The sequence below is a fragment of the Maribacter sedimenticola genome (assembly GCF_900188415.1).
GTDB lineage: Bacteria > Bacteroidota > Bacteroidia > Flavobacteriales > Flavobacteriaceae > Maribacter > Maribacter sedimenticola.
Genome location: NZ_FZNV01000003.1, coordinates 718287 through 743295, shown reverse-complemented (window position 1 = coordinate 743295; position 25009 = coordinate 718287). Strand labels below are relative to the sequence as shown.

Here is a 25009-nt window from a genome sequence, read left to right as displayed (position 1 = left end):
GATATGTTTGGAGAAAAATATGATGTAATCGTAGTAGGAGGTGGTCATGCCGGCGCAGAAGCTGCAGCCGCAGCCGCCAACATGGGGTCAAAAACTCTTTTGGTCACCATGAATTTGCAAAATATTGGACAAATGTCCTGTAACCCCGCTATGGGTGGTATTGCAAAAGGTCAAATTGTTAGGGAAATTGACGCATTAGGTGGATATAGCGGAATTGTTTCCGATAAATCTGCCATACAATTTAAAATGCTCAACAAATCCAAGGGACCAGCAATGTGGAGTCCAAGAACCCAAAATGATAGAATGCTATTTGCAGAAGAGTGGAGACTAATGCTAGAAGGGACACCAAATGTTGATTTTTACCAAGAAATGGTATCCGGACTATTAGTTGAAAACGGTAAGATAGCCGGAGTCAAAACTTCTTTAGGTATTGAAATAAAATCTAAATCTGTTATTTTAACGAACGGTACCTTTTTAAACGGATTAATACATATTGGTGAAAAGCAATTTGGTGGAGGTAGGGCTGGAGAAAAAGCCGCTACCGGTATAACAGAGCAATTGGTAGAATTAGGGTTTGAAAGTGGTAGGATGAAAACTGGTACACCACCACGAGTAGATGGCAGGTCGTTAGATTATTCAAAAATGTCTGTTCAACCAGGTGATGCGCAACCAGAAAAATTTTCGTATACAAATACACAAGTACTACAACACCAAAGAGATTGCCACATGACACATACAAGTGCTTTGGTACATGATCTGTTACGGGAAGGATTTGACCGTTCCCCAATGTTCAATGGTAGAATAAAAAGTTTAGGACCTAGATATTGTCCTTCCATAGAAGATAAAATAAATCGATTTGCAGATAAGGATAGCCATCAAATGTTTGTTGAACCCGAAGGATGGAAAACGGTAGAAGTTTATGTTAATGGGTTTTCAACTTCACTACCGGAAGACGTACAATTTAAAGCATTGCGTTCTGTGGTAGGGTTTGAAAATGTGAAATTTTTTAGACCTGGTTATGCTATTGAATATGATTATTTTCCACCAACTCAATTAAGACACACGTTAGAAACTAAATTGGTAGAAAATCTTTATTTCGCAGGACAAATAAACGGAACAACAGGATATGAGGAAGCTGCATCCCAAGGATTAATGGCCGGTATAAATGCACATCTAAAAAATAATGAACAATCCCCATTAATATTAAAAAGAGATGAGGCCTACATTGGAGTTTTAATCGATGACCTAATTACAAAAGGGACTGAAGAGCCGTATAGAATGTTTACATCTAGAGCAGAATATAGAACATTATTAAGACAGGACAATGCAGACTTACGTCTCACTCCTTTAAGTTATGCTATAGGATTAGCTGATGAAGATAGGATGAAACGAATGGAAGAAAAACTTAATAAATCCGAAGCTTTAGTAAATTTCTTTAAGGAAACCAGTGTATTGCCAAAGGATATAAATCCCATTTTAAAAGAAGTAGATTCAGCACCTGTGAAACAATCCGATAAAATGTACAAACCTTTTTCCAGACCAAATGTTACTATGGACCACATGAAAACATTACCCATAGTATCTGACTACATTACCACTCATAATTTAGATAACGAGGTGCTGGAACAAGCAGAAATACAAATAAAATATTCTGGATATATAGCAAAGGAAAAAGTTAATGCTGATAAATTGCATAGACTGGAAGCTGTTAAAATTCCAGATAATTTTGACTACACCAAATTAAAATCATTATCCTTTGAAGCGCGCGAAAAATTATCCAAAATTAAACCGGTAACAATTTCGCAAGCATCAAGAATTAGTGGAGTTACTCCAAGCGACATCAGTGTACTTTTGGTTTTCTTAGGCCGGTAGGGGAAATTGTTCCACGTGGAACATTGATTAAAATTTGAAAATAAACAACAGCAATTTTATGTCCGAAAAAAAGGTTTATATTAAAACGAAGGACTATTCTATAAGTAAAGAATCGTTTATATTAGAATACGAACCCTCTTTAGATATGCTTATAACAACGCCTCAACCTAAAGATATTTCAAAATATTATAAAGAAGAATCTTACATTTCACATAAAGATGAATCAAAACTATTTTTAGATAAAATCTATTTTATTGTAAAAAAATACACACTAAATAAAAAAATTAAATTCATCTCACAATACCAAAATGAATCACAAACGTTATTGGATATTGGTACAGGAACAGGAGATTTTCTAAATGAAGCCAAAAGAAAAAACTGGACAACGACCGGAATTGAAATTAATCCTATTGCTAGAGAAAAAGCTCAAAGTAAAGAACTAGAAATTTTAAAATCCATAGAACATTTAGGTGATAAAAAATACAACGTTATTACCTTATGGCATGTACTAGAACATCTTCCTAATTTAGAGGAACAGATAGAAAAGCTAGATAATTTGCTTGAAGTAGGAGGTACCTTAATCATAGCTGTACCAAATTATAAATCCTATGATGCAAAGTATTACAAACATCATTGGGCCGCTTTTGATGTTCCCAGACATCTATGGCATTTTTCTAAAAACTCCATAAAAATACTTTTTAACAAAAAAGGGTTGAACATTAAAAAAATCACCCCTATGTATTTTGACTCCTATTACGTATCCATTTTATCCGAAAAATATAAAAATGGAAAAATTAATTATTTTAATGCTATGTACAGAGGATGGCAATCAAATTTAGAAGCTAGGCGCACAGGAGAGTATTCTTCATTAATTTATACCCTACAAAGAGTATAAAATCCATTTTAAAGCTATTTAAACGAATATTTATTAATAAAGTAGGTATTTATATAGCTAATTATAAAAAACCCATTAAAATACATTATATAACGTAAAATATTATCAGTATTACTTATATTAAAATAATTTATAATAACTAATATCAATAATTACTAAATTTCTAGTAGATATCTATTTAATATACAATTACCAATCTAAAAAGCTTTACTACTTTTGCAACATCTAAAAATGAAAAAAATGAAAAACGTAATTGTATTATTGGCAATTGTATTATTGGCATCTTGCCAGCAAGAAAAAATAGGATATGTCGATAATGTTAAATTGATGGACGAGTATCAACAAAAAATCGATGTTGAAGCTAAATTTAAAGAAAGGGCAGATGTACTTGCTAAAAGAAGAGATAGTATTTCACAGGCTTTCCAAATGGAAGCACAAGCCTTTCAAACTAAGGCACAATCTATGTCTCAAAGCAAGGCCCAAGAAGAATATGCAGCAATGCAGCAAAAAGGCCAAATGATAGGTCAACAATTACAGCAACAAGATCAACAACTTCAAATAGAAGGACAAACTGAAATGGATAGTATTGTATCTTCCGTAAAAAAAGAAATAAAGGCTTATGGTAAAGCCAATGGTTATTCCTATATATTAGGTGGCGGAGATGGTGGAAGTGTTCTTTATGGTACGGAAGCTAATGATTTAACCGATGAAATTGTTAAAATATTAAACGATAAATACAAGAAGTAATCTTCCAAAATATTTAAGAAAGCCGGTAATTCTACCGGCTTTTTTTATTCTACTATACTATATTCCAGATTTTCCAACCTCTTTTCTATATCAAATTGGTTTTTAGGTAAAAATCCTTTTACAATCAAAACTATACCACATATTATCAATATAATCCCAATTATCTTCTTTATCCATTTAATACGATTTACCGTAAGTTTTCTCTTTAACTGCTTGGCAAGTAATATTTTAAAAATATCCGTTACAAAATAAGACAACAATACGGTAGCAAAAAAAGTTATGAACCTATTAGGTTGGTTATCCAAATTAGGTCCAACTATTATGATGATACCTAGCCAAAATACCAGAACACCTATATTGATAAAATTTAAAAGAAAACCTTTAATAAACAATCCGAGAAAATCAGATTTTCTAATACGTTTAGACTCATCCGGTAAGGTAATATTACCCACTTTAAAAAAAGTAAATACACCATATATCAATAAAATAACACCGCCAAAAACGTATAGACCCGGTTGGTTACTTAAATTTTCAAGAAGCTGAAAACTACTAAAGTAAGCAAGTATTATAAATAAAACATCGGCCAAAAGAACACCTAAATCAAAGGTTATTGCAGCCCTAAATCCTTTTACCGCACTAGTCTGTAATAAAACAAAGAAAACAGGGCCTACCATAAAGCTTAGAAAAAAGCCTAAAGGAATTGCAGCCTGGATATCTTCTAACATGTAAGTTTACATTCTTTTTATAGTTCCACCAAAAACGGTTTTTTCCTCCAATTTCTTAGGATTGCCAAATACAAGTACCTCACCACCGGCCTTAACGGTAGCCTTTACATAGTCCCTTGCATTAATTTCTGCCCTAGAACCTGCATTTACATTAATGGTAGAAAAATTGGTTTCAAAATTTTTTCCTTCATAAACACCACCTGTATTTATTTGCACATCTTGTAGATTGGCATTTCCTGATGTTTTTATAATACCACCAGAAACGGACTTTATCAACATTTGTTCTACCTCTGCCTGAACAATAAGTTCACCGCCCTCTTGGGCCTTGAGTTCAAGAACATCTTGCTGTATGATATCTTCAGTAATAATTCTAGCATCCTCATTAACATCTATTACTACCAAAGGGTTGGAATAATAAACATCTATGAACGTTTTATAACCACTAAAAATTTTACCTATTTGCATTCTAATCTTTAGAACACCATTATTATTAACAATAGCCACACTGGATGTATTCTCACCAGTAATAACCGCTTTGTTTTCATTTGATTTTATCAGATTGATAGATAACCCATCAAAACCCTTAATTTCTTTAAAAGCATCAAGATTCTGGGTTACTTTATTATCCTGGCCATTTACCAAAATACAACCAAAGAGAAACACTATAATTGCTATTTGTTTCATTCTTTACGTATAAACTTGTTTAATAGGGATTTGTAAAAAAAATTCCCTTATTCAGCGACCTTATACCAAAATTCGTTCCAAATTATTTCTGTTCATCGGGAATCAAAGCAAAATCAAGGTGCCTTTTAATTAAATCGGTACTTTTTACCATTACAGTAACTTCATCACCTAATTGATATTTTCTTTTAGTTCTTTCTCCAATAATGGCATATTGCTTTTCATCAAAGATAAAATAATCTCCTTTTATGTCCCTGATTCTTATCATGCCCTCACATTTATTTGCAATGATTTCCACATAGATACCCCATTCGGTAACACCACTGATGACGCCCCTAAATTCTTCATCCTTATGATCTTGCATAAATTTGATCTGCATGTACTTTATAGAATCTCGCTCTGCACTTGAAGCTAAGTATTCCATATCTGAAGAATGTTTACATTTCTTTTGATATTCCTCATCCTTAACAGATTTACCACCATCTAGATAATGTTGTAACAATCTATGCACCATAACATCTGGATACCTACGTATTGGTGAAGTAAAATGGGTATAATAATCAAAAGCCAAACCATAATGACCAATATTATCTATGGTATATATAGCTTTGCTCATACTACGTATAGTCAAGGTATCTACCATATTTTGTTCCTTTTTACCCTTTACATCCTGTAAAAGTTGATTTAATGAAGAACTAATGGATTTTTTATCCTTAAAATCCAGTTTATGACCAAATTTAGATACAATACCGTTTAAAGCCATTAATTTATCCGGATCCGGATCATCATGAACCCTATATACAAAAGTCTTTTTAGGTTTTTGCTTACCTATAAATTCTGCCACTTTTCTATTGGCCAAGAGCATAAACTCTTCTATTAGTTTGTTGGCATCTTTAGATTCCTTGAAATATACCCCAACCGGATTGCTATTTTCGTCTAGGTTAAAACGAACTTCTACCTTATCAAAAGACAGAGCCCCTTTATCCATACGCTTTTCACGCATTATTTTAGCTAAACGGTCCATGGTCAATGTAGCCTCTACAACCTCATCAGAAACTTTGTAGGCACCATTTTCCCTTATAGAAACCTCTTTTGGAATGGCACCATTTCCATTTTCTATTATATACTGTGCCTCTTCATAAGCAAAACGTTCATTGGAATTGATTACCGTTCTACCAAACCACTGATTTCTTAAAACAGCCTTATCATCCAATTCAAAAATTGCCGAAAAAGTATACTTTTCTTCATTTGGCCGCAGCGAGCACGCATTATTGGATAATACTTCAGGTAACATAGGAACAACACGGTCTACTAAATATACAGAGGTAGCCCTATTATATGCTTCTTCATCCAGTATGGTATCTTTTTCAAGATAATGGGACACATCTGCTATATGTATTCCTATTTCAAAATTACCATTTTCCAATTTTTTAAAGGAAAGGGCATCATCAAAATCCTTGGCATCCTTGGGATCAATCGTAAATGTCAAAACATCCCTTAAATCCTTACGTTTTAAAATTTCCTCTCTTTTAATGGAAGTATCCAGTTGATCTGCAAAATGCTGAACTTCTGGAGGAAAAGAATAGGGAAGACCATATTCTGCAAGTATGGAATGAATTTCAGTATCATGTTCTCCAGGTACACCTAAAACTTCCGTTACCTTGCCAAAAGGTGAATCTACATCATCTGGCCAATCCGTAATTTCAACTAATACTTTCTCACCATCACTGGCACCACCCAATTTATCTTTGGATACAAATATATCCGTATACATTCTAAAATCAGAAGGTCTTACAAAAGCAAAGGTCTTTTGCATATCCACTATGCCAACAAAGGTTGTTTTAAAACGTTCTAAAATCTTAACAACCTCTCCTTCAAGTTTTTTACTTTTCTTTTTAGGATAGATATATACTTCAACCTTATCCTTATGAAAGGCTTTGTTTAATTTATGAGCAGGTATGAAAATATCATCGTCCATACCTTCTACAATAATATATGCATTACCCTTTCCGGTAACATCTACGGTACCTTCATGTACACTTTTTGAATTTTCCAATACCTTATATTGCCCACGATCAACCTCTTGAATACGCTTTTTTTCCTTTAATTGGGTTAATCTTTTTATAAGGGTATTTCTATCTTGGGCATCGGTAACATTTATCTTTGCAGCTATTTGCTTGTAATTAAAGCTTTTGTTCGGTTCATTTTCAAGAACAGTAAAAATACCTTTGGTAATTTCATTGGTCCTATGGTTCTTCGCCTTCTTATTTCTTTTCGACATTCATCTTTTTATTTGTTGGAAAATTACGAATTATAATCCACTACCAATAAACCAACTCTTATTGAAAGGATAAAGAACTTTACTGTTATCAACAATTATAATATAATAGACAGTTTTTCTTTTAAATTAAATTAAATATTAATGGTTATTATAGCTTGTTCATAACTGGTATAACTTATCGATAATTTTCTTGATTTTATGACATACCAAAAGTTGTTGACATGCTATCCATTTTAAATATAATTGGAAATCAGAATTTTGGGAAGTTATGAGTAAACGTTTATAACTACTATTAACATGAATTTTTTAATAACTAAATGTAAATTTTATGTTAACGTGAAGCTTATTTTTGGTGAAAATCCACTAACACTTTCTAAAAATTTATTTCGTCTTATTTATAATTAAAGTGTAAGCAGCTATCAAATCTTAAATGCAAGTTTTTGAGCATTTTTTTTTAAACAATTTATGCATGTACTAATCTTGCTTATAACGAAGTAATTAACAACGATTAAATTTAAGTTAGTAATAAATGTTGTGTAGTACTTAAATTTTGTTGTCAATAGCTGATTATCGTACCTTTAGCAAGGTTTTATCTTTCCCCTGAGGATATTATCTATGAACTTATTAACCTATAATGAATACGCTTATGAAAGTAGCTATTGGTAATGACCACGCGGGAACGGAATACAAATTAGCTATAATTGGTTTATTGAAATCAATGCAGATTGAAGTTATTAACCACGGTACGGACGGTACGGACAGTGTGGATTACCCTGATCATGCACATCCTGTAGCCTATGATGTGGAAAAAGGTAATGTAGATATGGGAATCATTATTTGTGGAAGCGGCAATGGGGCCTGTATGACAGCAAATAAACAGCAAAATGTAAGAGCTGCCCTATGTTGGAACAAAGAGATTACCCAATTGGCCAGGGAACATAACGATGCCAATATATTAAGTTTACCGGCCCGCTATATTTCCTTGCCCCAAGCTTTGGAAATGGTGAGGACTTTTTTAGCTACTTCTTTTAGTGGGGGTAGACATGAACGTAGGGTTGAAAAGATACCGGTATAGAAATTATTATGTTCATAACCTTGTTTGTTATTATATAAATAACTGAAATATAAACAGTTAATCTCTAAAGATATAAACACAACCCGTTAGTAGTCCTATATATGCTTCATATCCACATTAAAAAGTTCAATGAACTGAACACATCTGAACTTTATGAACTTTTGAAATTAAGGAGTGAGATATTTGTAGTGGAACAAAACTGTGTATATCAAGATTTGGATGATAAAGATAAAAAAGCACTTCATGTTATTGGTATTCGGGACAACATTATAGTGGCCTATACTAGAATATTTGGACCTGGAGATTATTTTAAGGAAGCTAGTATTGGCAGGGTAGCTGTAGATAAACGATATAGACGTTTTGGTTATGGAAAGGAAATAATGGAAAGTTCTATAAAGGGGGTACAGGAACATTTTAATATAGATACCATTCAATTATCTGCGCAGACCTATCTGATAAAATTCTATTCTTCTTTAGGATTTAAAAAGGTAGGCGAGGAATATTTAGAAGATGGTATACCTCATATTAAAATGATTATGAATTAAAAAAAAATGCCGCAACATTGCGGCATTTTAGTTGATATAAATTTTATTATTAAATTTTAATGGGTGTTTTATTACTTAGGTTAATATCTTCAAGCATTGTATCCGTAAACTTGTAATGCCCCCTGGTAGTTATTATTCTGAATCTATTGGAATTCATTCTACTTAATGTATCCAAAAAAAGCCATTTAGATTTTAATAATCTTGTACTGTGCGATTTTAGACTAATATCAAAATAATATTTTCTACCATTTTTAACAGCTACGATATCAGGTGTAATATTATCATCTTTTCCTTTTCTCGAATATGATTTAGGAGTTTCATAACCCTCTATATCTGCCTTGATATTTTCAAAACCTGTGGCTTCTAAATGTTGTATAGATTTTTCTAAAAATTCCGTGTTTTCTGACTTTTCTACTTTTACCATACCTTATAAGATATCATAATTTAGGAGAATTACAAATTTTATATACTGATTAACAATATGTTAAGATATATTAATGGCTTACACCAATCGTTTTGCCAAACCGTTTTCAATAAGAAAGTCTAATCTTAGAATAAGGTTTATTGGTTTTTCAACTTTGGTGTTCGTAGAAAAATAAAGGTAACCTTCCGTACGGTGGTCAAGTTCATTAATTATTAGTTTACCCTGAGTAACGTTGCTATTTTTAAAATAGGATGCTAAAGAAGTCTTGGTAATTTTCCGTGCTTCTAAAAAGGAGCAAAGTTTTTTACGATTTACCAATGTTATTTTACATGTTGTGTAAATAGAAGGTTCATCCTCATATATTGCAGTGACCAAGGCATAAAAATCCGTCTTTTTTCTTGTATCAAAAAGCCATCCTTCTTTATGGTAATTATTTTTGAAATAAGATAATTCAAAAGCAAATGTAGGCAGGTCATCATTAACGTAATCTAACTGGGCTTTTTCATCTATATAATAGACAGCCTTGGTTTTTTTATGGGTAAAGATAACATCTATACCGGCCAATTGTTGTTTATAATCAACTATACGTTTAGTGTTGTATTGGGTCAAATATTTAGTATAGTACACATCCAATAGAACTGAAAGTTTTCTTTCTTTGTTCAAATCAGATGTAAAAGTACTTTTCACGATAAATGAATTTTTTCTATAAGTGATTCTCCAATTTTTTCGACCACACCAACTATCAAGGCATTTCCCATGAAAAACACACGTTTGGTATTGGATATACCATCTAGTGCAGTATGGTTTTCAGGAAACATGTTTAAACGTTCAATTTCTTTTGGAGTTAATCTACGCAAACCATTATTGGTCTGTATTACATGTTTAAATCTAGACGGACTTTTACCTCCTTCACCCGTAATTATTGTGCGTGATGCATTGTCCAATGCATCGGGAAAAACCATACTACCTTCGCTATAGTTATATATAAAACCAGATTTGGCGGTACGCACTTCTTTTTTTGCACCTTTCAGGTATTCCCATTTTGCATAATCATTTTTAGGTATATAGAATTCTTCCGCTACGGGTTCTTCATCTAGAACATCGCCCAATACTGTTCGTTTACCTTCATAGGTAGGAGTTGTCTTTGTCGTATAAACTGTTCCGTTTACAAAGTAACCAGTATTTTTAAAGGGCGATAATTTTTCTCCTATATTAAAATTTTCTGAAAGTGAAACAAGGTCATCCGTAATTTCAAAGGAATCTATTTTAGAGGTAGTACTTGTAATAGGAAAAGCATTTACAATAGTACTAGATTTGAATATCCAATCCCATGCGCTCGCTTTTTTGAGCGTTTTATAGCGCAATGTAGATTTATGATATCCTAAAAAGAAAATACGCCTGCGCCTTTGGGGCATTCCATAATCTGCAGCGTTGATAACTCTCCATTCCACGGCGTAACCTAAATCATCCAGACTTTTTAGCATTATGGCAAAATCTCTTCCACGTTGTGTAGATGGCGATTTTAATAAACGATCTACATTTTCAAGAAAAAGATATTTTGGGGGATTCTTTTTTTCCGATAATATTTTATGGATGCTCCACCATAACACACCTTTTTTACCTATTAGACCTTTGGAATTCTGTAATGTGGTCGCAACGGAATAATCCTGACAAGGAAAACCGCCTACCAAAATATCTGCATCTGGAATTTTATGTGTTGGTACCTCTGATATATCTGTATTACTATGATTTTTTTTACCGAATCTAGCTTCATAGACCAAGGACGCATGTTGTTTCTTAGTACTCGGTTCCCATTGATTGCTCCACACCACCTCAAATTTACCGGTCGCTTCCAGTCCTAATCTAAAACCGCCTACACCGGCAAAAAGTTCTATAACCTTAAGTTTCTTCATTTGCGATAAAATTACATAAATTCACGAGGGAAATACTACCAAAATATAATGGGTATGAAGAAAATACAATTCCTTAAAGCATTTATACTGATTTTGATTACTGTACAAATGTCCTGTAATACAGGTAATGAAAAGGAAATGATTGAACAGGAGATTGCTGTTCTTAAAAAATATGCGGCACCTGATAAAAGAACCGCTCTTTTTGATATTGATGTTTTGGAGGGTTCACAAACGATAGTTTTAAAAGGGGAGAGCAACCAACCACAGGCAATAGATTCTTTAAGGTCTATCCTCCAATCCAAAGGAATAGATTTTAAGGATGAGATAATACGTTTGCCTTCTATAGATTTAGAGGGTTACAACCATGCCGTGGTCAATATTTCTGCAGCTAATTTAAGGAGTAGTCCCAAACATTCAGCAGAGCTTGCTACCCAAGCAATTATGGGTACAACGGTAAAGGTTTTAAAAAAAGAAGGAAGTTGGTATTTGGTACAGACACCAGACCAGTATTTGGCCTGGGTAGATGCTGGTGGTATCGTTCTATTGAATGAAACTGATTTAACCCAATGGACCAATAGTAACAAGATTATAGTTACCAACACTTATGCACATGCTATTGATACGGTAAACGGAACAAACCGGATATCTGATTTAGTTGCCGGTAGTTTACTTAAATTATTGGAAATGGATTCAGGGAATTACAAAGTTCAATTTCCTGATGGCAGAACGGCTTTTGTACCTATGACCCAAGCCCAGGAATATAATGTTTGGTTACGAAATTTAAATGTAGGGGAAGAAGCTCTGGTAGAAACTTCCAAAACACTAATGGGGGTCCCTTATTTATGGGGAGGTACATCTACTAAAGGAGTAGATTGCAGCGGTTTTACAAAAACAATTTATTTTTTGAACGGGATGGTTATTCCAAGAGATGCTTCTCAACAAGTGCATACAGGTAGTTCTGTAGATTCTTTGGCAAATTTTAATGCATTAAGGAAAGGTGATTTATTGTTCTTTGGAAAAAAGGCAACGGATTCCACTGCAGAAAAAGTGGTTCACGTAGGAATGTGGATAGGAGACCAACAATTCATACATTCATCGGATATGGTACGGGTAAGCAGTGTAGATGAAAATGCCCAAAATTATGATGCCTATAATGTTGGTAGATACCTAAGATCAAAAAGATTGCTTAAGGAAAAAGACCCCTTAATAATGAATTTAAAAGAGTTTAAAGATTAGTATAGTATAAAGCAAATGCACAAATGAAAATATAAATGGTAAAGAAAGATTTTTTATGTTCCGTATTGATGTTGGCTATAGGATGTACCACCTTACAATCTCAAAGTACAGATGGTTGGGAAACCATGTTCAATGGTAAAGATCTTGAAGGATGGACAACCAAGATCCACCATTATGAAGTAGGGGACAATTATGGGGATACCTTTAGGGCCGAGGACGGTATGGTTAAAGTAAGATACGATGGTTATGAAGGGGAATTCAACGACCGGTTTTCTCACCTGTATTACGATAAACCTTTTTCAGATTTTCATTTGACCTTGCAATATAGATTTGTGGGAGAATTACACCCAGGTGCTCCGGATTACACGTTGCTTAACAGTGGTATTATGTTCCACTCCCAAGACCCAAGAACAATGCTAAAAGAACAAGATTGGCCAATTTCCGTAGAAATGCAGTTTTTGGCGGGTATAGAAGAGGGTAAAGAGCGTCCTACAGGTAACATGTGCTCTCCGGGCACAGATGTGGTGTATGAAGGTAAAATAGACCCTAGGCACTGTATAAACTCTACCTCTGATACGTATTATGGGGATGAATGGGTAACAGCTGAACTGATAGTACTACATGATTCTTTGATTACCCATATCATTAATGGCAAGACGGTATTACAATATACTAAACCACAAATAGGTGGCGGGGTGGTCAATGGGTTTGATGCCAATTTAAAACAAGATGGGAAACCTTTAAAAGAAGGATTGATTGCTTTGCAGAGCGAAGGTCAACCAATAGATTTTAGGTCGATCAAGATCAAGAATCTAAAGGGGTGTACAGACCCTAAAGCAAAAAACTATAGGGACTATTATGTAATTGACGATGCGGCATCTTGCGCCTATTAGAATTAAATAGGCATTTATTTTAATATACTGGTATACTTGGAGGTATTTTGCAATAATTCCGTAGCGGCCAATATGGCATCATCGTTTTTAAGGTAATATTGATATAATCCATCCCTATAAAAATAGCGCTTAACGATTTCGTCTTCCAGGTTTTTTTGAATTTCGCTTTGGTATTTATCCAATGCGTTGATTTTTCCCTTTTCAATATTGGCCAGTAGTGTCTTGTAACTATCCTTGACATCAGTACCTAAAAAATCGTTTTCATCACCTGAGAGTGCTTTTTTGATGGCTATTTCCGCTTTTGTTTCAAAAGAAAAGTTACTTTGTTGTACATAGTTCTTGAACGCGTTAAAATCAGCATCGGTAAATTTAAAGTCGGTTACCTTATCAAACGTGTTCTGATAATGAAAATTAGTGGCATAATCAAAAATTACATTGTTTTGAAGCAAGGCCATGGTAAGGTCATTGGTTTTGACCGTAGCTATTTCAATATCAGGTAAGATACCTCCACCATCCTGTACTTTTCTACCGTTTCTGGTAAAGAAATCATTAAACTGTGTATTTCTAACTGCATTTCCGCCCTCATCCCTGTTCCAATAGTCAAGTGCCTGTATACAACGGCCGGATGCGGTATAATATCTAGAGATGGTAACCTTAAGTTGCGTACCGTATGTTAATTTTAATGGGCGCTGAACCAAGCCTTTTCCAAAGCTACGTGCTCCCATGACCACGGCCCTATCCAAATCTTGGAGACTTCCAGATACAATTTCGCTTGCAGATGCACTACTGCCGTTTACCAAAACCACCAATGGTATATTTTCGTCAACAGGTTGGTTTTTGGTATGGTACTCCCTGTTGAATTTTTTGACCTTGGATTTTGTGGTCACGACCAGTTCCCCTTTAGGAACAAATAAATTGGTTACGTTTATAGCTTCGGAAAGTAAACCGCCTGGATTGTCCCTTAGGTCCAAAATAATTTTTTTTGCCCCTTTTTCCTTTAAGTCCAACAAAGCGGCCTTGGTCTGTTCACTTGCTTTTGCATTAAATTTTGATAGGACAATATAACCCGTCTCGTCATTGATAAGTTTAAAGAAGGGAACGGCATCTACTTCTATTCCTTCTCGTGTAATGGTGGTCGTTTTTAAAGCTCCTTGTCTTTTATATGTAACGTCAATAGAAGACCCGTTAGCCCCTTTTAAAAGCTCACTTGCATTATCTTCAAAATCCGCCACTTTGACATCTCCGATCTGTATTATCTCGTCACCGGCCTTTAAACCGGCTTTATCCGCAGGATAACCTTCATGTGGCTCTATGATCAACAATTTATCTTTGTAGGTACGTACCAAGGCACCAATACCGGAATATTCCCCCGCATTGTTTATTCTATAAGTTTCAACATCCTGTTCATTTAGGAATTTGGTATAGGGGTCCAACTCTTCCAGCATATTTTTAATGGCGGTATCCATTAATTCTGCAGGGTTGGTCTCATCTACATAGTTCATGTTCAATTCTTTGAACAGTGTTGTAAAAATTTCTATTTGCTTGGCTATTTCAAAAAAATCACTTTTATAACTACTACCTATAAAAAGAAAGGCAACAGCAATAATGGGAACAAGTATTTTTTTACTGAGTATTTTTTTCATTGATCTGTAGCTTAAACTTATTTAAAACGAGCTTCATTTTATGATCTAATTGCTCAAAGGATGGCATTTCCTTACCAAGGTATAAAAATAGAAACGCATAGTTACCCTCCGTATTGTTAAAAACCAGCGCTTTATTACGCCTATAGGCCTCTCTAAGCAAACGCTTAATCCTATTTCTATCTACCGCACTTTTAAAGTTTCGTTTAGAAACGGTAACGCCAGTTTTAAAAGAAACGGAGTGGTTGGTAACGGGCAAATAAATCAACTTTAACGGAAAACTGGAAATACCCTTGCCCTCATCAAACAGTTTGGTGATAAGCACTTTACTTTTAAGCTTTTCCTTTTTACCGAAAGTTTGGTCCATTTATATAAATTAAAATCAAAGAATCGCCCCTAAATGCAGGGGCGTTCTTTATCTATGCTTATTATTCTGCTTGCCAAACGTTGTTTTCAAGGTCAACATCTGCCATGAGCTGAGAAGGATCTATAACAATGGCTTTAATGGACGACATTGGTTTCTCAATAGCAAAGGTATAAGTAGGATATGCCCAAGGCCAATCTTCCAGCACTGTTCGTTCAATACCGGAATAAGGATTGTCTTTTTCCCCACGCATCATTCTTAAAGGAGCATAAAATGTTTCTTTCGTATTATCCTCATATACCACTAGAATATCTAAAGGCATTGGCATAAGTCCAATTCTCTCTAGAGTAATTTGGGTACTCTTTTCCTTGTCCGCTACATTTTTGATACTATAATCTATAGTATTCGTTGTCTGGGTCCAATCTGTTAAATACCAGTCCAGTTCCATGTTGGATATTTTTTCTGCAACTCTTTTAAAATCATTTGGGACCGGATGTTTAAATTTAAAATCGGTATAATATTTACGAATGGTTTCCATTAATTTATCCTGACCAATGATATAACCCAATTGGGACAGAAATATGGAACCTTTACTATAGGCAGAAATACCATAGGCAAAATTAAGCGCATAGCGATCAGCATAGGTACTTTGGGGTTGTTCCTTACCTGAAAGCGCTAAGTTCCTGTATCCTTTGTACGTGCCCTCAAAAGGATTTTCCTTGTCAAGGTCCATTATCTCACCCATACAAAGTTTAGAGATAAAAGAGGTAAAGCCTTCATCCATCCATTCATGTTTGGCCTCATTAGTGGCAAGAATGTGCTGAAACCAGGAATGGGCCAATTCATGGGCCATAACGCCTACAAGACTACCAAATTTACGGTCACCGGTAATTAATGTGGACATGGCATATTCCATACCACCGTCACCACCTTGAATCACGGAATATTGGTCATACGGGTACTCACCTATGTTTTTACTAAAAAACTCCATAGCCTCAACCGTTTTGGGTTGAAGTTTTTTCCAGTTTTCCAATAATTTTGGATCGTCCTTATATAAAAAATGTAATGTTGGCCCATTAGGTACTTGTTGCACATCATGTATATATTCTGGATCGGCAGCCCACATAAAATCATGTACCATTGGGGCTTTAAAATGCCAAGTAAGTGTTTTCCCTTTTTGCTTTTTTATTTTTGTGCCCGGAGATTCATAACCATGGCCGATCTCATCTGCATTTTGAAGATAACCGGTACCGCCAACAGTGTAATTTTTATCTAAAGTCAATTTTACGTCATAATCTCCCCAGACACCATGAAATTCCCTTGCAATATATGGGTCTGCGTGCCACCCCTCAAAATCGTATTCCGCAAGTTTTGGATACCATTGGCTCATGGATAGGGCAATGTTTTCTTCACTATTTCTACCTGACCTTCTGATCTGTAAAGGCACCTGGCCTTTAAATTCCATATTAAAGGTAGTTTGTTTCCCCGGCGCAATAGGAGTAGCAAGGTTAACGACCAATACGGTACCTTCTTCTGAATAGTTTAATTGTTTGCCATCTTGGGTCAAAGACGTGGCATGAAGATATCCCATTTCGGAATCTGTAAGTGTGGATATTCTACTAACCTTTTCCTCGGTGATCATTCTACTATCTGGATCTGGAATGGTCTGTAACCTAATATCCATTTCACTACCGGGTTGAAAGGCATTGAAATATAAATGAAAATATACCCGGTTCAATTCATCTGGAGAATTATTGGTGTAGACCAATTTTTGGGTTCCGGTATATTGAAAGGTGTCTACGTCCATATTGACATCCATAGTATAATCTACATGTTGTTGCCAATAGTCGGTCTTGTTTTGAGCTGTTGCAAAAGCGAAACCAAAAACGGTCAATAAGGTAAAAAGTGATTTTATCATAACGTTGTATTCGTATTATAATTTAAGCTTTCCAGAAGCAACTTGTCCTGCCATTACCAATGCATTATAGGCATTGGCAATTTTTCCAGAAGTTGATATTTCCTTTAGAGAAGCATTTTTACTATTGTCCCCACCTAAAATTACTTTTGATTTTATAGGCAGGCCAGACTCTAATATGATTTGTTTTACCTGTGCCGCTGTCAATGACGGATATTGAGACATAACAAGGGCTGCAATACCTGCCACTGCCGGAGCTGCCATAGAGGTACCTGGTGAAAACTCGTATGAATTGTTGGGATAGGTTGAATAGATATCAGTGCCTGGAGCAAAAACATCTACATTGATATCGCCATAATTAGAGTATGAGGCTACCAGCTCGGAACCGTATTTTGGATTTAGGGCACCAACTGTCAATACATTATCCGCAATTTCTGGACCGTTGTTTATTTGGTCATTAGGATAATTTCCATTGTTTGGATCATCTAAATTAGCGCCATCATTACCTGCCGCATGTACGAAAAGCACATTGTTTTTCGCCGCATATTTGATAGCCTCATATACCCATTCTGCCTTGGGCGAAAATGATTTACCAAAACTACCGTTAATGATTCTGGCACCGTTGTCTACCGCATAGCGTATTCCACGTGCAATATCCTTATCATATTCATCCCCATTAGGAACCGCCCTAATACTCATAATAGCCACATTGTTGGCCACACCGTTGACACCAATGCCGTTGTTTCGTTCTGCAGCGATTATACCAGCAACATGCGTTCCATGGCTCTCGTCATCTACCCTATTTTGTGGGTTGCCGTTGCCATAATCTGTATCTGTAATATCATAAGCATCATCACCAACGACGGCTCTACCGTCAAAATCTTTGTTTAAATTATAATTAAGTTGTTCCGTATAATGCTTTATACCATTTTGCAATTCCTTTAATACCTCTGGTATGGAATCCTTAATACTGAACATTTGGTTTAGGATAGCCAAATTTCTTTGCATTGATTCGCTGTTTGCTTCAATACCCGCAAGGTCTTCTTTGGTATAGACATCTTTTTTTAAATATGTCCTGACCTCAGCATCCGCATTTTTTACGGCCTGATAGATTTGCTCATATTGTTGCTTGCCCTGTAGGGCTTCGTTATATTTTTTATCCAATTCTGCTTTTGCCTTGGACAAGGTTGCGGCGTCTCCAATATTTAAGCGGAGCATACGTACATACTCCAATTGTTCATTGTAAGATTCGCCCAGAAAATTATATCCATGAATATCATCTATATAACCATTACCGTCATCATCAATGTTATTTCCTGCCTTTTCTTTGGTATTGGTCCATAAAACACCATCCAAATCCTCATGGTTTAAATCAATTCCAGAATCAAGCACCGCAACAATTGTCTTGGTCCCTTTTCTATTTTTAATGATTTCATCGTAAGCCTTGTTGACGCTCATACCCGGTATGGTATCGGCTACAAGGTCTAAGTGTCCCCAATTTTTCTTTTCATCATCGGTTAGATTAGAAATTTTTAGAGGTGTAGCATCAATGTTTTCAACAGGGGTAAGAATTAATCCGCCACTGGAAGCAGGGCTGGTACTGCCACAACTTGTTAATAGGGCAACCAAGGAAGTAATTATCAGGGGTTTTAAATATGTATTTGTCATATATGGGTATTGAATTAGTTTTAAGATTTACAGTTAATTTTGACCAAATACTTCATTAAAAGTAAAAAGCTGGTCTAGGCGTATACCTCTTTCGGTATGTTTTAAAGTACATAATTGGTTGTGGGCATCGTGTTCAAAGAAAAGGTAATAATGGTTTTCCGCAGCTTCGTTTAAAAAACGTTCTTTTTCTTGCATGGTTAACAGCGGCCTGGTGTCATAACCCATTACATAAGGCAATGGAATATGTCCTACGGTAGGTATAAGATCAGCCATGAAGACCATGGTCTTTTCCTTATACGTAAATTGTGGCAACATTTGTTTTTCCGTATGCCCATTTACAAAGCGAATATCAAAATCCAACGAGTTGTTAGATGAAAAAGCGGTTTCCGTTTCTTTTATAAAATGTAATTGACCACTTTCTTGCAAAGGCATAAGGTTTTCCGTTAAAAAAGAAGCTTTTTCCCTAGGGTTTGGCTGTGTTGCCCACTTCCAATGCTTTTCATTGGACCAAAACCTTGCGTTTTTAAAGGCGGGCTCATAACCTGTTCTATCTTTGTTCCATTGTATGGCTCCTCCACAATGGTCAAAATGCAAGTGGGTCAAAAAGACATCCGTAATATCATCTCTGTGAAAACCAAGGTTGTTAAGTGACTTGTCCAGGGTAAAATCTCCCCAACGGTTATAGTAGCTAAAAAATTTATCGGACTGCTTGTTTCCCATACCTGTATCTACCAAAATCAGTTGGTCGCCATTTTCTATCAAAAGGCTTCGGGCGGCAATATCGATAAGGTTATTGGCATCGGCAGGATTTGTTTTCTGCCAAATAGTCTTGGGAACAACTCCGAACATGGCCCCTCCGTCCAATTTAAAGTTGCCGGTTTCTACAGGATAAATTTTCATAAAGGGCAAAATAATAAAAGCACATGAAATGATAGGATTATTAAGAATATATTATCATTTATGTATTTGGGCCAAAATTAAATTTGACATTGAAATGGCCGGGTTTATAAGTCCAAAATGTTTGCTATGCCTCCTTTAGTAAAAGTTCGGTAAGGTTATGATGTGCCAATGGTTTGGATAGATGGCCTTTTATAAAATCATATTTTTCCGCGTTTTCACTATCTACGGGATCCAATGAAGAACTTAAAATAAATATTTGTGGATGTTTTTTTAATTCTTCGGGCAGTTTTATATACTCGTCCAAGAATTCAAAGCCGTTCATTCTAGGCATTCTAATATCTAAAAATATAACATCCGGATGCGTATCTGGATTATCGGCAACACTGTTCAAATAAGCTAGGGCATCCATTCCAGAAGATTTGATTATTATAGAGTCCACACATTTTTCTTTTGAAATGATCGCCTTATTGATGAAGTTGTCGACATCGGAGTCATCAATTAACAATACCGAAAGTGCTTTATTAGTTTGTTCTTGATTCATTTGGTAATTTTAAAGTAAAAGTTGATCCTTCTCCCAAGGATGATGTAACATTGATCGTACCGTTTAGTTTCGTCATAATTTCCTTAACGATAAATAAGCCTATACCCGTACCCATGATTTGGGATGATATTCTATAGAACATATCAAAAATACGTTCTATTTGTGCTTCTTCCATTCCAAGGCCGTTATCCTTGATCACGATCACCGCTTCTTTTTTAGAGGTGGTGATATCTATCCATATCATTGGATGCTTTTTGGATAGGTCATGGTATTTAATGGCATTAGAAATAAAATTGTTCAATAAGATTGAAATTCTCTTTGTATCCGACACAAATGGGATTTCATCTTTAACACTAACGTTTATTTTTATGTTTTTCGTGTTTTCAAGGTACCAAAAAGTATCTATGGCACTTTCAATTAGTTGCTGGAAAGATATAGGTTCCTTGCTGATCTGTAAGTGTTTGTTTCTTGAGTATTCAATGATATCCCTTATGAAATCGTCCAATCTTTTAATTGATTTTTCCATCATTTGAAGATTGATCATCAAATCTTGATCAATATTTTCGGACATGCTAAGGTCAATAAGCCCTAAAACGGAAGTTAATGGAGCCCTTAGTTCATGAGAGGCACTGTACACGAAACTATCCAGTTCAGAATTCGTTTTCTTTAGTTGTACGTTTTGCAGGGCCAAAGCGTCTTCTGCATCTTTTCGTTTGGTATCGTCTATTAGTGTAACCAGATAATTTTCCTTGTGGTTATAAAATAGGGGTTCTATGGAGACAAGCAAGGTTATTCGTTGACCGTTGGCCAAGCTTACTTTAAACTCATAGTTCTTTAATCTACCCTCTTCTGTAAACTTTGACCATAATTTTGCTCTTTTATTATCGTCATAATCGTTCATAACAACAGCGCCGCTCTCCAATATAGTTTTACCTAAAAGGTCATTTTTATTAAGGTGAAAGAGTGTAAGCACTGTTGAGTTTACCTCTAGAACCCTTCTGTTGGAATCTATGATGAGCATACCCATTAGGTTTGTCTGAAAGGCCTTTTCAAACTTCTCTTGGCTTTCCTTTAATGCTCTTTCGGCCAAGACACTATTTGTTATATCCATAGCAGTACCATGGTACCGTATTGGTTTACCGTTTTTATCATAAATTAATTCAGAAAATGCCAGAATGTACTTAAACGTTTTATCCTTTAGTAAAATTCTATAAACACTTGGTGAATCTGTTTTTTCACCCATTTTTACATTTAACCTATTTTCTAGAATAGACCTATCATCTTCATATATGACGTTTTTGACCATATCAACGGTCATTGGGGTGTTGGGTTCAATATGATGAATGCTGTACATTTCTTGTGACCATTCTACAATATCACAGTCCATATTCCAATTCCAGTACCCAAATTTTCCTATTCTAATCGCGGCGTTCATTTTTGCCTGTAGGTCAATTATCTTATTATCTGATTCTTTCTGTTTTGTGATATCTATTACAGTTCCCCTATATCGAATGGGTTTGTTGTTTTCATCCTCTTCCACTTCCATCTCTACCAGCACATATTTAATTTTACCGGCAGCATTTATGGTTTTGTAGGTAAAAGAGCTACCTTCATTTTTTGGGCTTAACTGCTCCAAGATATTTTTATGGTGGTCAAGGTCATCTGGGTGAACTAATTTTTCAACCATATCTGCCGTAATTAAGGTCCCGGGGGTAACGTCATAAATTTCATACATCCTTGGCGACCAATCAATGATCCCGGTATCAAGGTTCCAATCCCAATACCCTATTTTGGCAATACGTATTGCCGTGTCCATTTTACTTTTAAGGTCAAGTATTTCATTTTGTGCTTTTTTATGCTCTGTAAGATCAAATGCAATACAGCCTATTGCTATAGGATTATTGGCGCTATCATGGATTAAAAAACTGGATAGTTCTAAGGGTATAGGTTCATTGGTTTTAAAATTTCTAAAAGCAATCTCACCGGTCCAAATACCGTTTTCAAGAACAGAGGGTAAATGACTGGAAGCAACAATATCCCTATATTCTATAGGAAAATAATCTAAAATATTTATTTGGGAAAGATCATCATCGGGAGCAATACTCACTAATTGTTTGCCGGCCTTGTTCACATAGATAGATTTCCCTTCTAAGGTTGCCAATCCAATAAAACCGGGACTGTTCTCAACCAAGGCTATTAATTGCTGTTTTTCAAGTTCTGCCTGTTTCTTTTTGGTGATATCCCTAAAGTATATGGATAGCCCATCTTCTGATGGATACAAATGGTTTTCGATCCAACTATCATGTGTGGCATGATATTGTACAAAATGGGTGTACTCTTGAGTTTCCATTGCGCCTGTAAAAACAGCATAAGCGTCAGAGTCTTTAAATTCGGGATACGTAGACCACAGATTTTTGCCGATCATTTTTTCGACCTTCATACCTACAATTTTTGCCGCCTTGGCATTGATGCTCTTAAACTTCCATTCCCTATTAAAAGAAACAAAGGCATCGGAAATTCGCTCGGTCAACTGTCTATACTCCTTTTCCCGTTGACGCAGGCTTATATGTGCTTTTTTGGTTTCTGTCCGATCTATAAAGGTAGAAAGACATAAGTTTCTGCCTTCAAACTCAAAAGGTTCTACAGAAGCCAGCACATGCAAAGTTTTGCCTGATTTATCAAAGATGTCGACCTCCATTTTGTCGATTTTATCCGCACTGGTCAAGGAATGGGCAGCAGTATTTTCCCTGTTCAAATCTTTGGTGTTGACCAGTCCCAGTTCAGATATGGATTTCCCCCTTATTTCCTCTAGGCTATACCCCGTTAATGTTAAAAAGCATGTATTGGCGTCCACTAAAAGATTGTTTTCGTCCCTAATGGTCATACCAATGGTACTATTGTTAAACGCCTTGCTGAAAATTTTTAGGTTGTTCTGCGCAATTTTTTCCAGATTTTTTCTTTCCGTAACGTCCCTTACTATGCCTTGTACGGTGTTGTCCGGTAAAACCTTGGAACTTATTTCGCCAGAAAATGTACTGCCATCTTTACGAATCATGTTCCGCTCGGACACAAAGGGCTTTTCCTTTGTAATTTTATGATAGCGTAGCGGTAGTTTGGCCAAATCTTCTGGGGACACCAGATCATTAAAGTTTTTTTCTAATATTTCTTTTTTGGTATACCCGAACATTGCGGTACCTGTTTCATTGATATCCAAAATATCTCCCGCTTTGTTAGAAACAATGATCCCGTCTGAAGCTTGCTCCACCAAGGTTTCATATTTGTGTTGGTTTTCTTTTAGCAAGAGCACCTTTTCTTGGACCATTTGGTTCAATTTTATAGGTTGGCGGGTAATAAACCAGATAAAAGCGCCACAGATGAAAGAAAAAACAAAACCAAGCATTGATATGGGCCAAAAAGCAGCAAAGGAATGGGGGTCGGTAGATATTACATATAACTTCCATTCTCCCTGTTGGGTAGTTATGGGTACATTAACTGCATTGTCCAGAGCAATATTTTTTGAAGAATAGAAGACCTCTTCTGTTTGATCTTCGTTTATTTTTGCTAGTTGGTACGAAAAAGCGGTTAGGTCTTCTGAAGCGGACTCCACTAGTTCCACTATAGTGGATAACCGTATAATAGCTGCGGCAAAACCTGCAAATTGATTTTCTTTATACAACGGTTTTCTAGATACAAAACCTACTCCGCCTTGTTTTAATCTAATTGGTCCAATGGTAAAGTGGTCATTTTTTTCCTTACTGTACAGGGCCCCTTTTTTGGCAACGGAATCCTTAAAGATATTGAACCCTAAAATTTCATTTCCCGCTAAAGGATAAATATGGGTTATGGTCCCCTCGCCATTAACCAATTCCAGTGCATCTACATAGGCATTGTTGTTGAGCAAAAGTTTGGAAATACTATCAAAGTTTTTCGGTATTCCATAATTTTCAACGATATAGGACAACGTTTGGGTGGTCAAATAACTTTGTCCCATGGCAAAATTAAGGTCGCCCTTTAATTTCAATGCCCTATTATGAACCCTCTGCTGCTCTTCTTTTAGTTGTAATTGAACCCTTTGATATATAAATGCTTGAATAATAATGAAGGAAAGCAGAAATACCAAGAACCCAATTAAGAGGGGTTTTTTAAATATGGAAAAATATTTTTTTTCAAACATTTAAGAATGTTTTGAAATATAATTTGGGTTCTGCCAACATATTAGTTCATAAGTATTAATTTTTATTATGTTGGGGAGAACATAAGTAAAGTTAAAAAATGATTTTTAACTACAGGTAATTTCTGCGAAATTTGTAAGACAAAGCGTATTATAAAATTTAAAACGAGGTGGGTGTTTTATTAGTGGTCTATAGGGGTTTAAAAATTATTGTTAAGTAGAATAATTGTATTAAAATCTACGGGCAATTAGCTGAATATCCCTGATAATTAACGCTATATTGAAAATCAAGTATTACGGTTGTAAGCTCGGGTAATGCCTCTAATAAATACGGTTTCTGGCTTCGTTATCTTCTATAGCCAATATTCTAATCTTCAGATGGGGAATTTTAATTATCAAGAGCGGTACTCCTTGGTAATGCCACTATTTTTGGTAATACAAACATTTTCTGTAAGAAAATTTACAATATGCGCGGTTTCCGAAAAAGTTGGTCTTATGTGAAGGTGAAGATAACCCGAATGGA

The 25009-nt window shown here is 35.4% G+C and carries 20 protein-coding genes; 7 read left to right on the top strand and 13 right to left on the bottom strand.

Annotated elements, in window-relative coordinates; all coding sequences use genetic code 11:
- Positions 1–3: 3 nt before the first annotated feature.
- The 3 genes from mnmG to CHB68_RS12555 all read left to right on the top strand — a co-directional run bounded on the left by mnmG (position 4) and on the right by CHB68_RS12555 (position 3514).
- Entirely contained in the window at positions 4–1872 is a 1869-nt protein-coding gene (gene mnmG, locus CHB68_RS12565; protein WP_089261218.1) for a tRNA uridine-5-carboxymethylaminomethyl(34) synthesis enzyme MnmG, read from the top strand.
- Between the two features lie 58 nt (positions 1873–1930).
- Positions 1931–2767 (top strand): class I SAM-dependent methyltransferase, encoded by an 837-nt coding sequence (locus CHB68_RS12560; RefSeq protein WP_089261217.1) that lies wholly within the window; start codon positions 1931–1933, stop codon positions 2765–2767.
- Between the two features lie 240 nt (positions 2768–3007).
- Positions 3008–3514, top strand: a complete 507-nt coding sequence (locus tag CHB68_RS12555) for an OmpH family outer membrane protein (RefSeq protein WP_089261277.1) — start codon at positions 3008–3010, stop codon at positions 3512–3514.
- A gap of 44 nt (positions 3515–3558) precedes the next feature.
- On the opposite strand, the gene CHB68_RS12550 is transcribed toward CHB68_RS12555, so the two are convergent.
- From CHB68_RS12550 to rnr, 3 genes are all read right to left on the bottom strand, one after another.
- On the bottom strand, positions 3559–4239 hold the full coding sequence (locus tag CHB68_RS12550; protein WP_089261216.1) for a LysE family translocator: 681 nt from the start codon (positions 4237–4239) through the stop codon (positions 3559–3561).
- A 6-nt stretch (positions 4240–4245) separates the two neighbouring features.
- Entirely contained in the window at positions 4246–4923 is a 678-nt protein-coding gene (locus tag CHB68_RS12545) for a head GIN domain-containing protein (RefSeq protein WP_089261215.1), read from the bottom strand.
- 82 nt (positions 4924–5005) lie between these two features.
- Positions 5006–7201, bottom strand: a complete 2196-nt coding sequence (rnr, locus tag CHB68_RS12540; RefSeq protein WP_089261214.1) for a ribonuclease R — start codon at positions 7199–7201, stop codon at positions 5006–5008.
- Positions 7202–7847: 646 nt separating this feature from the next.
- On the opposite strand from rnr, the gene CHB68_RS12535 reads away from it, so the two are divergent.
- A complete protein-coding gene (locus CHB68_RS12535; protein WP_089261276.1) occupies positions 7848–8276 on the top strand; it encodes an RpiB/LacA/LacB family sugar-phosphate isomerase in 429 nt (142 codons plus the stop codon).
- A 101-nt stretch (positions 8277–8377) separates the two neighbouring features.
- Positions 8378–8821 carry a GNAT family N-acetyltransferase gene (locus CHB68_RS12530; RefSeq protein ID WP_089261213.1) on the top strand — a complete coding sequence of 148 codons (444 nt, stop codon included), beginning with the start codon at positions 8378–8380 and terminating at the stop codon, positions 8819–8821.
- A gap of 49 nt (positions 8822–8870) precedes the next feature.
- Here the strand turns inward: CHB68_RS12530 and CHB68_RS12525 are convergent, their stop codons facing one another.
- The 3 genes from CHB68_RS12525 to dcm all read right to left on the bottom strand — a co-directional run bounded on the left by CHB68_RS12525 (position 8871) and on the right by dcm (position 11158).
- Entirely contained in the window at positions 8871–9245 is a 375-nt protein-coding gene (locus CHB68_RS12525; RefSeq protein WP_089261212.1) for a hypothetical protein, read from the bottom strand.
- 78 nt (positions 9246–9323) lie between these two features.
- Positions 9324–9932 carry a hypothetical protein gene (locus tag CHB68_RS12520; protein ID WP_089261211.1) on the bottom strand — a complete coding sequence of 203 codons (609 nt, stop codon included), beginning with the start codon at positions 9930–9932 and terminating at the stop codon, positions 9324–9326.
- A complete protein-coding gene (gene dcm, locus CHB68_RS12515) occupies positions 9929–11158 on the bottom strand; it encodes a DNA (cytosine-5-)-methyltransferase (RefSeq protein ID WP_089261210.1) in 1230 nt (409 codons plus the stop codon). The genes CHB68_RS12520 and dcm overlap by 4 nt, the downstream gene beginning before the upstream one ends.
- Before the next feature lie 54 nt (positions 11159–11212).
- Here dcm and CHB68_RS12510 point away from each other — a divergent pair, with 54 nt between their 5' ends.
- Together CHB68_RS12510 and CHB68_RS12505 are read left to right on the top strand one after the other, a co-directional pair.
- Positions 11213–12394, top strand: a complete 1182-nt coding sequence (locus CHB68_RS12510; protein ID WP_245838929.1) for a C40 family peptidase — start codon at positions 11213–11215, stop codon at positions 12392–12394.
- A gap of 35 nt (positions 12395–12429) precedes the next feature.
- Complete coding sequence (locus tag CHB68_RS12505; RefSeq protein ID WP_089261208.1) at positions 12430–13287, top strand: 3-keto-disaccharide hydrolase; 858 nt, start codon at positions 12430–12432, stop codon at positions 13285–13287.
- 14 nt (positions 13288–13301) lie between these two features.
- Here CHB68_RS12505 and CHB68_RS12500 read toward each other — a convergent pair whose 3' ends face one another.
- The 7 genes from CHB68_RS12500 to CHB68_RS12470 all read right to left on the bottom strand — a co-directional run bounded on the left by CHB68_RS12500 (position 13302) and on the right by CHB68_RS12470 (position 24489).
- A complete protein-coding gene (locus tag CHB68_RS12500; protein ID WP_089261207.1) occupies positions 13302–14930 on the bottom strand; it encodes a S41 family peptidase in 1629 nt (542 codons plus the stop codon).
- Positions 14911–15294, bottom strand: coding sequence for a ribonuclease P protein component (rnpA, locus tag CHB68_RS12495; protein ID WP_089261206.1), 384 nt, complete (start codon positions 15292–15294; stop codon positions 14911–14913). Before rnpA ends, CHB68_RS12500 begins: the two co-directional genes overlap by 20 nt.
- 61 nt (positions 15295–15355) lie before the next feature.
- On the bottom strand, positions 15356–17209 hold the full coding sequence (locus tag CHB68_RS12490) for a M1 family metallopeptidase (RefSeq protein WP_089261205.1): 1854 nt from the start codon (positions 17207–17209) through the stop codon (positions 15356–15358).
- A gap of 15 nt (positions 17210–17224) precedes the next feature.
- Positions 17225–18874 (bottom strand): S8 family peptidase, encoded by a 1650-nt coding sequence (locus CHB68_RS12485; protein WP_089261204.1) that lies wholly within the window; start codon positions 18872–18874, stop codon positions 17225–17227.
- Positions 18875–18907: 33 nt separating this feature from the next.
- Positions 18908–19774: an MBL fold metallo-hydrolase gene (locus tag CHB68_RS12480; protein ID WP_089261203.1), complete on the bottom strand. Its 867-nt coding sequence runs from the start codon at positions 19772–19774 to the stop codon at positions 18908–18910.
- Positions 19775–19898: 124 nt separating this feature from the next.
- Complete coding sequence (locus CHB68_RS12475) at positions 19899–20315, bottom strand: response regulator (protein WP_089261202.1); 417 nt, start codon at positions 20313–20315, stop codon at positions 19899–19901.
- Positions 20296–24489: a PAS domain S-box protein gene (locus CHB68_RS12470; protein ID WP_089261201.1), complete on the bottom strand. Its 4194-nt coding sequence runs from the start codon at positions 24487–24489 to the stop codon at positions 20296–20298. The genes CHB68_RS12475 and CHB68_RS12470 overlap by 20 nt, the downstream gene beginning before the upstream one ends.
- Between the last annotated feature and the right edge of the window lie 520 nt (positions 24490–25009).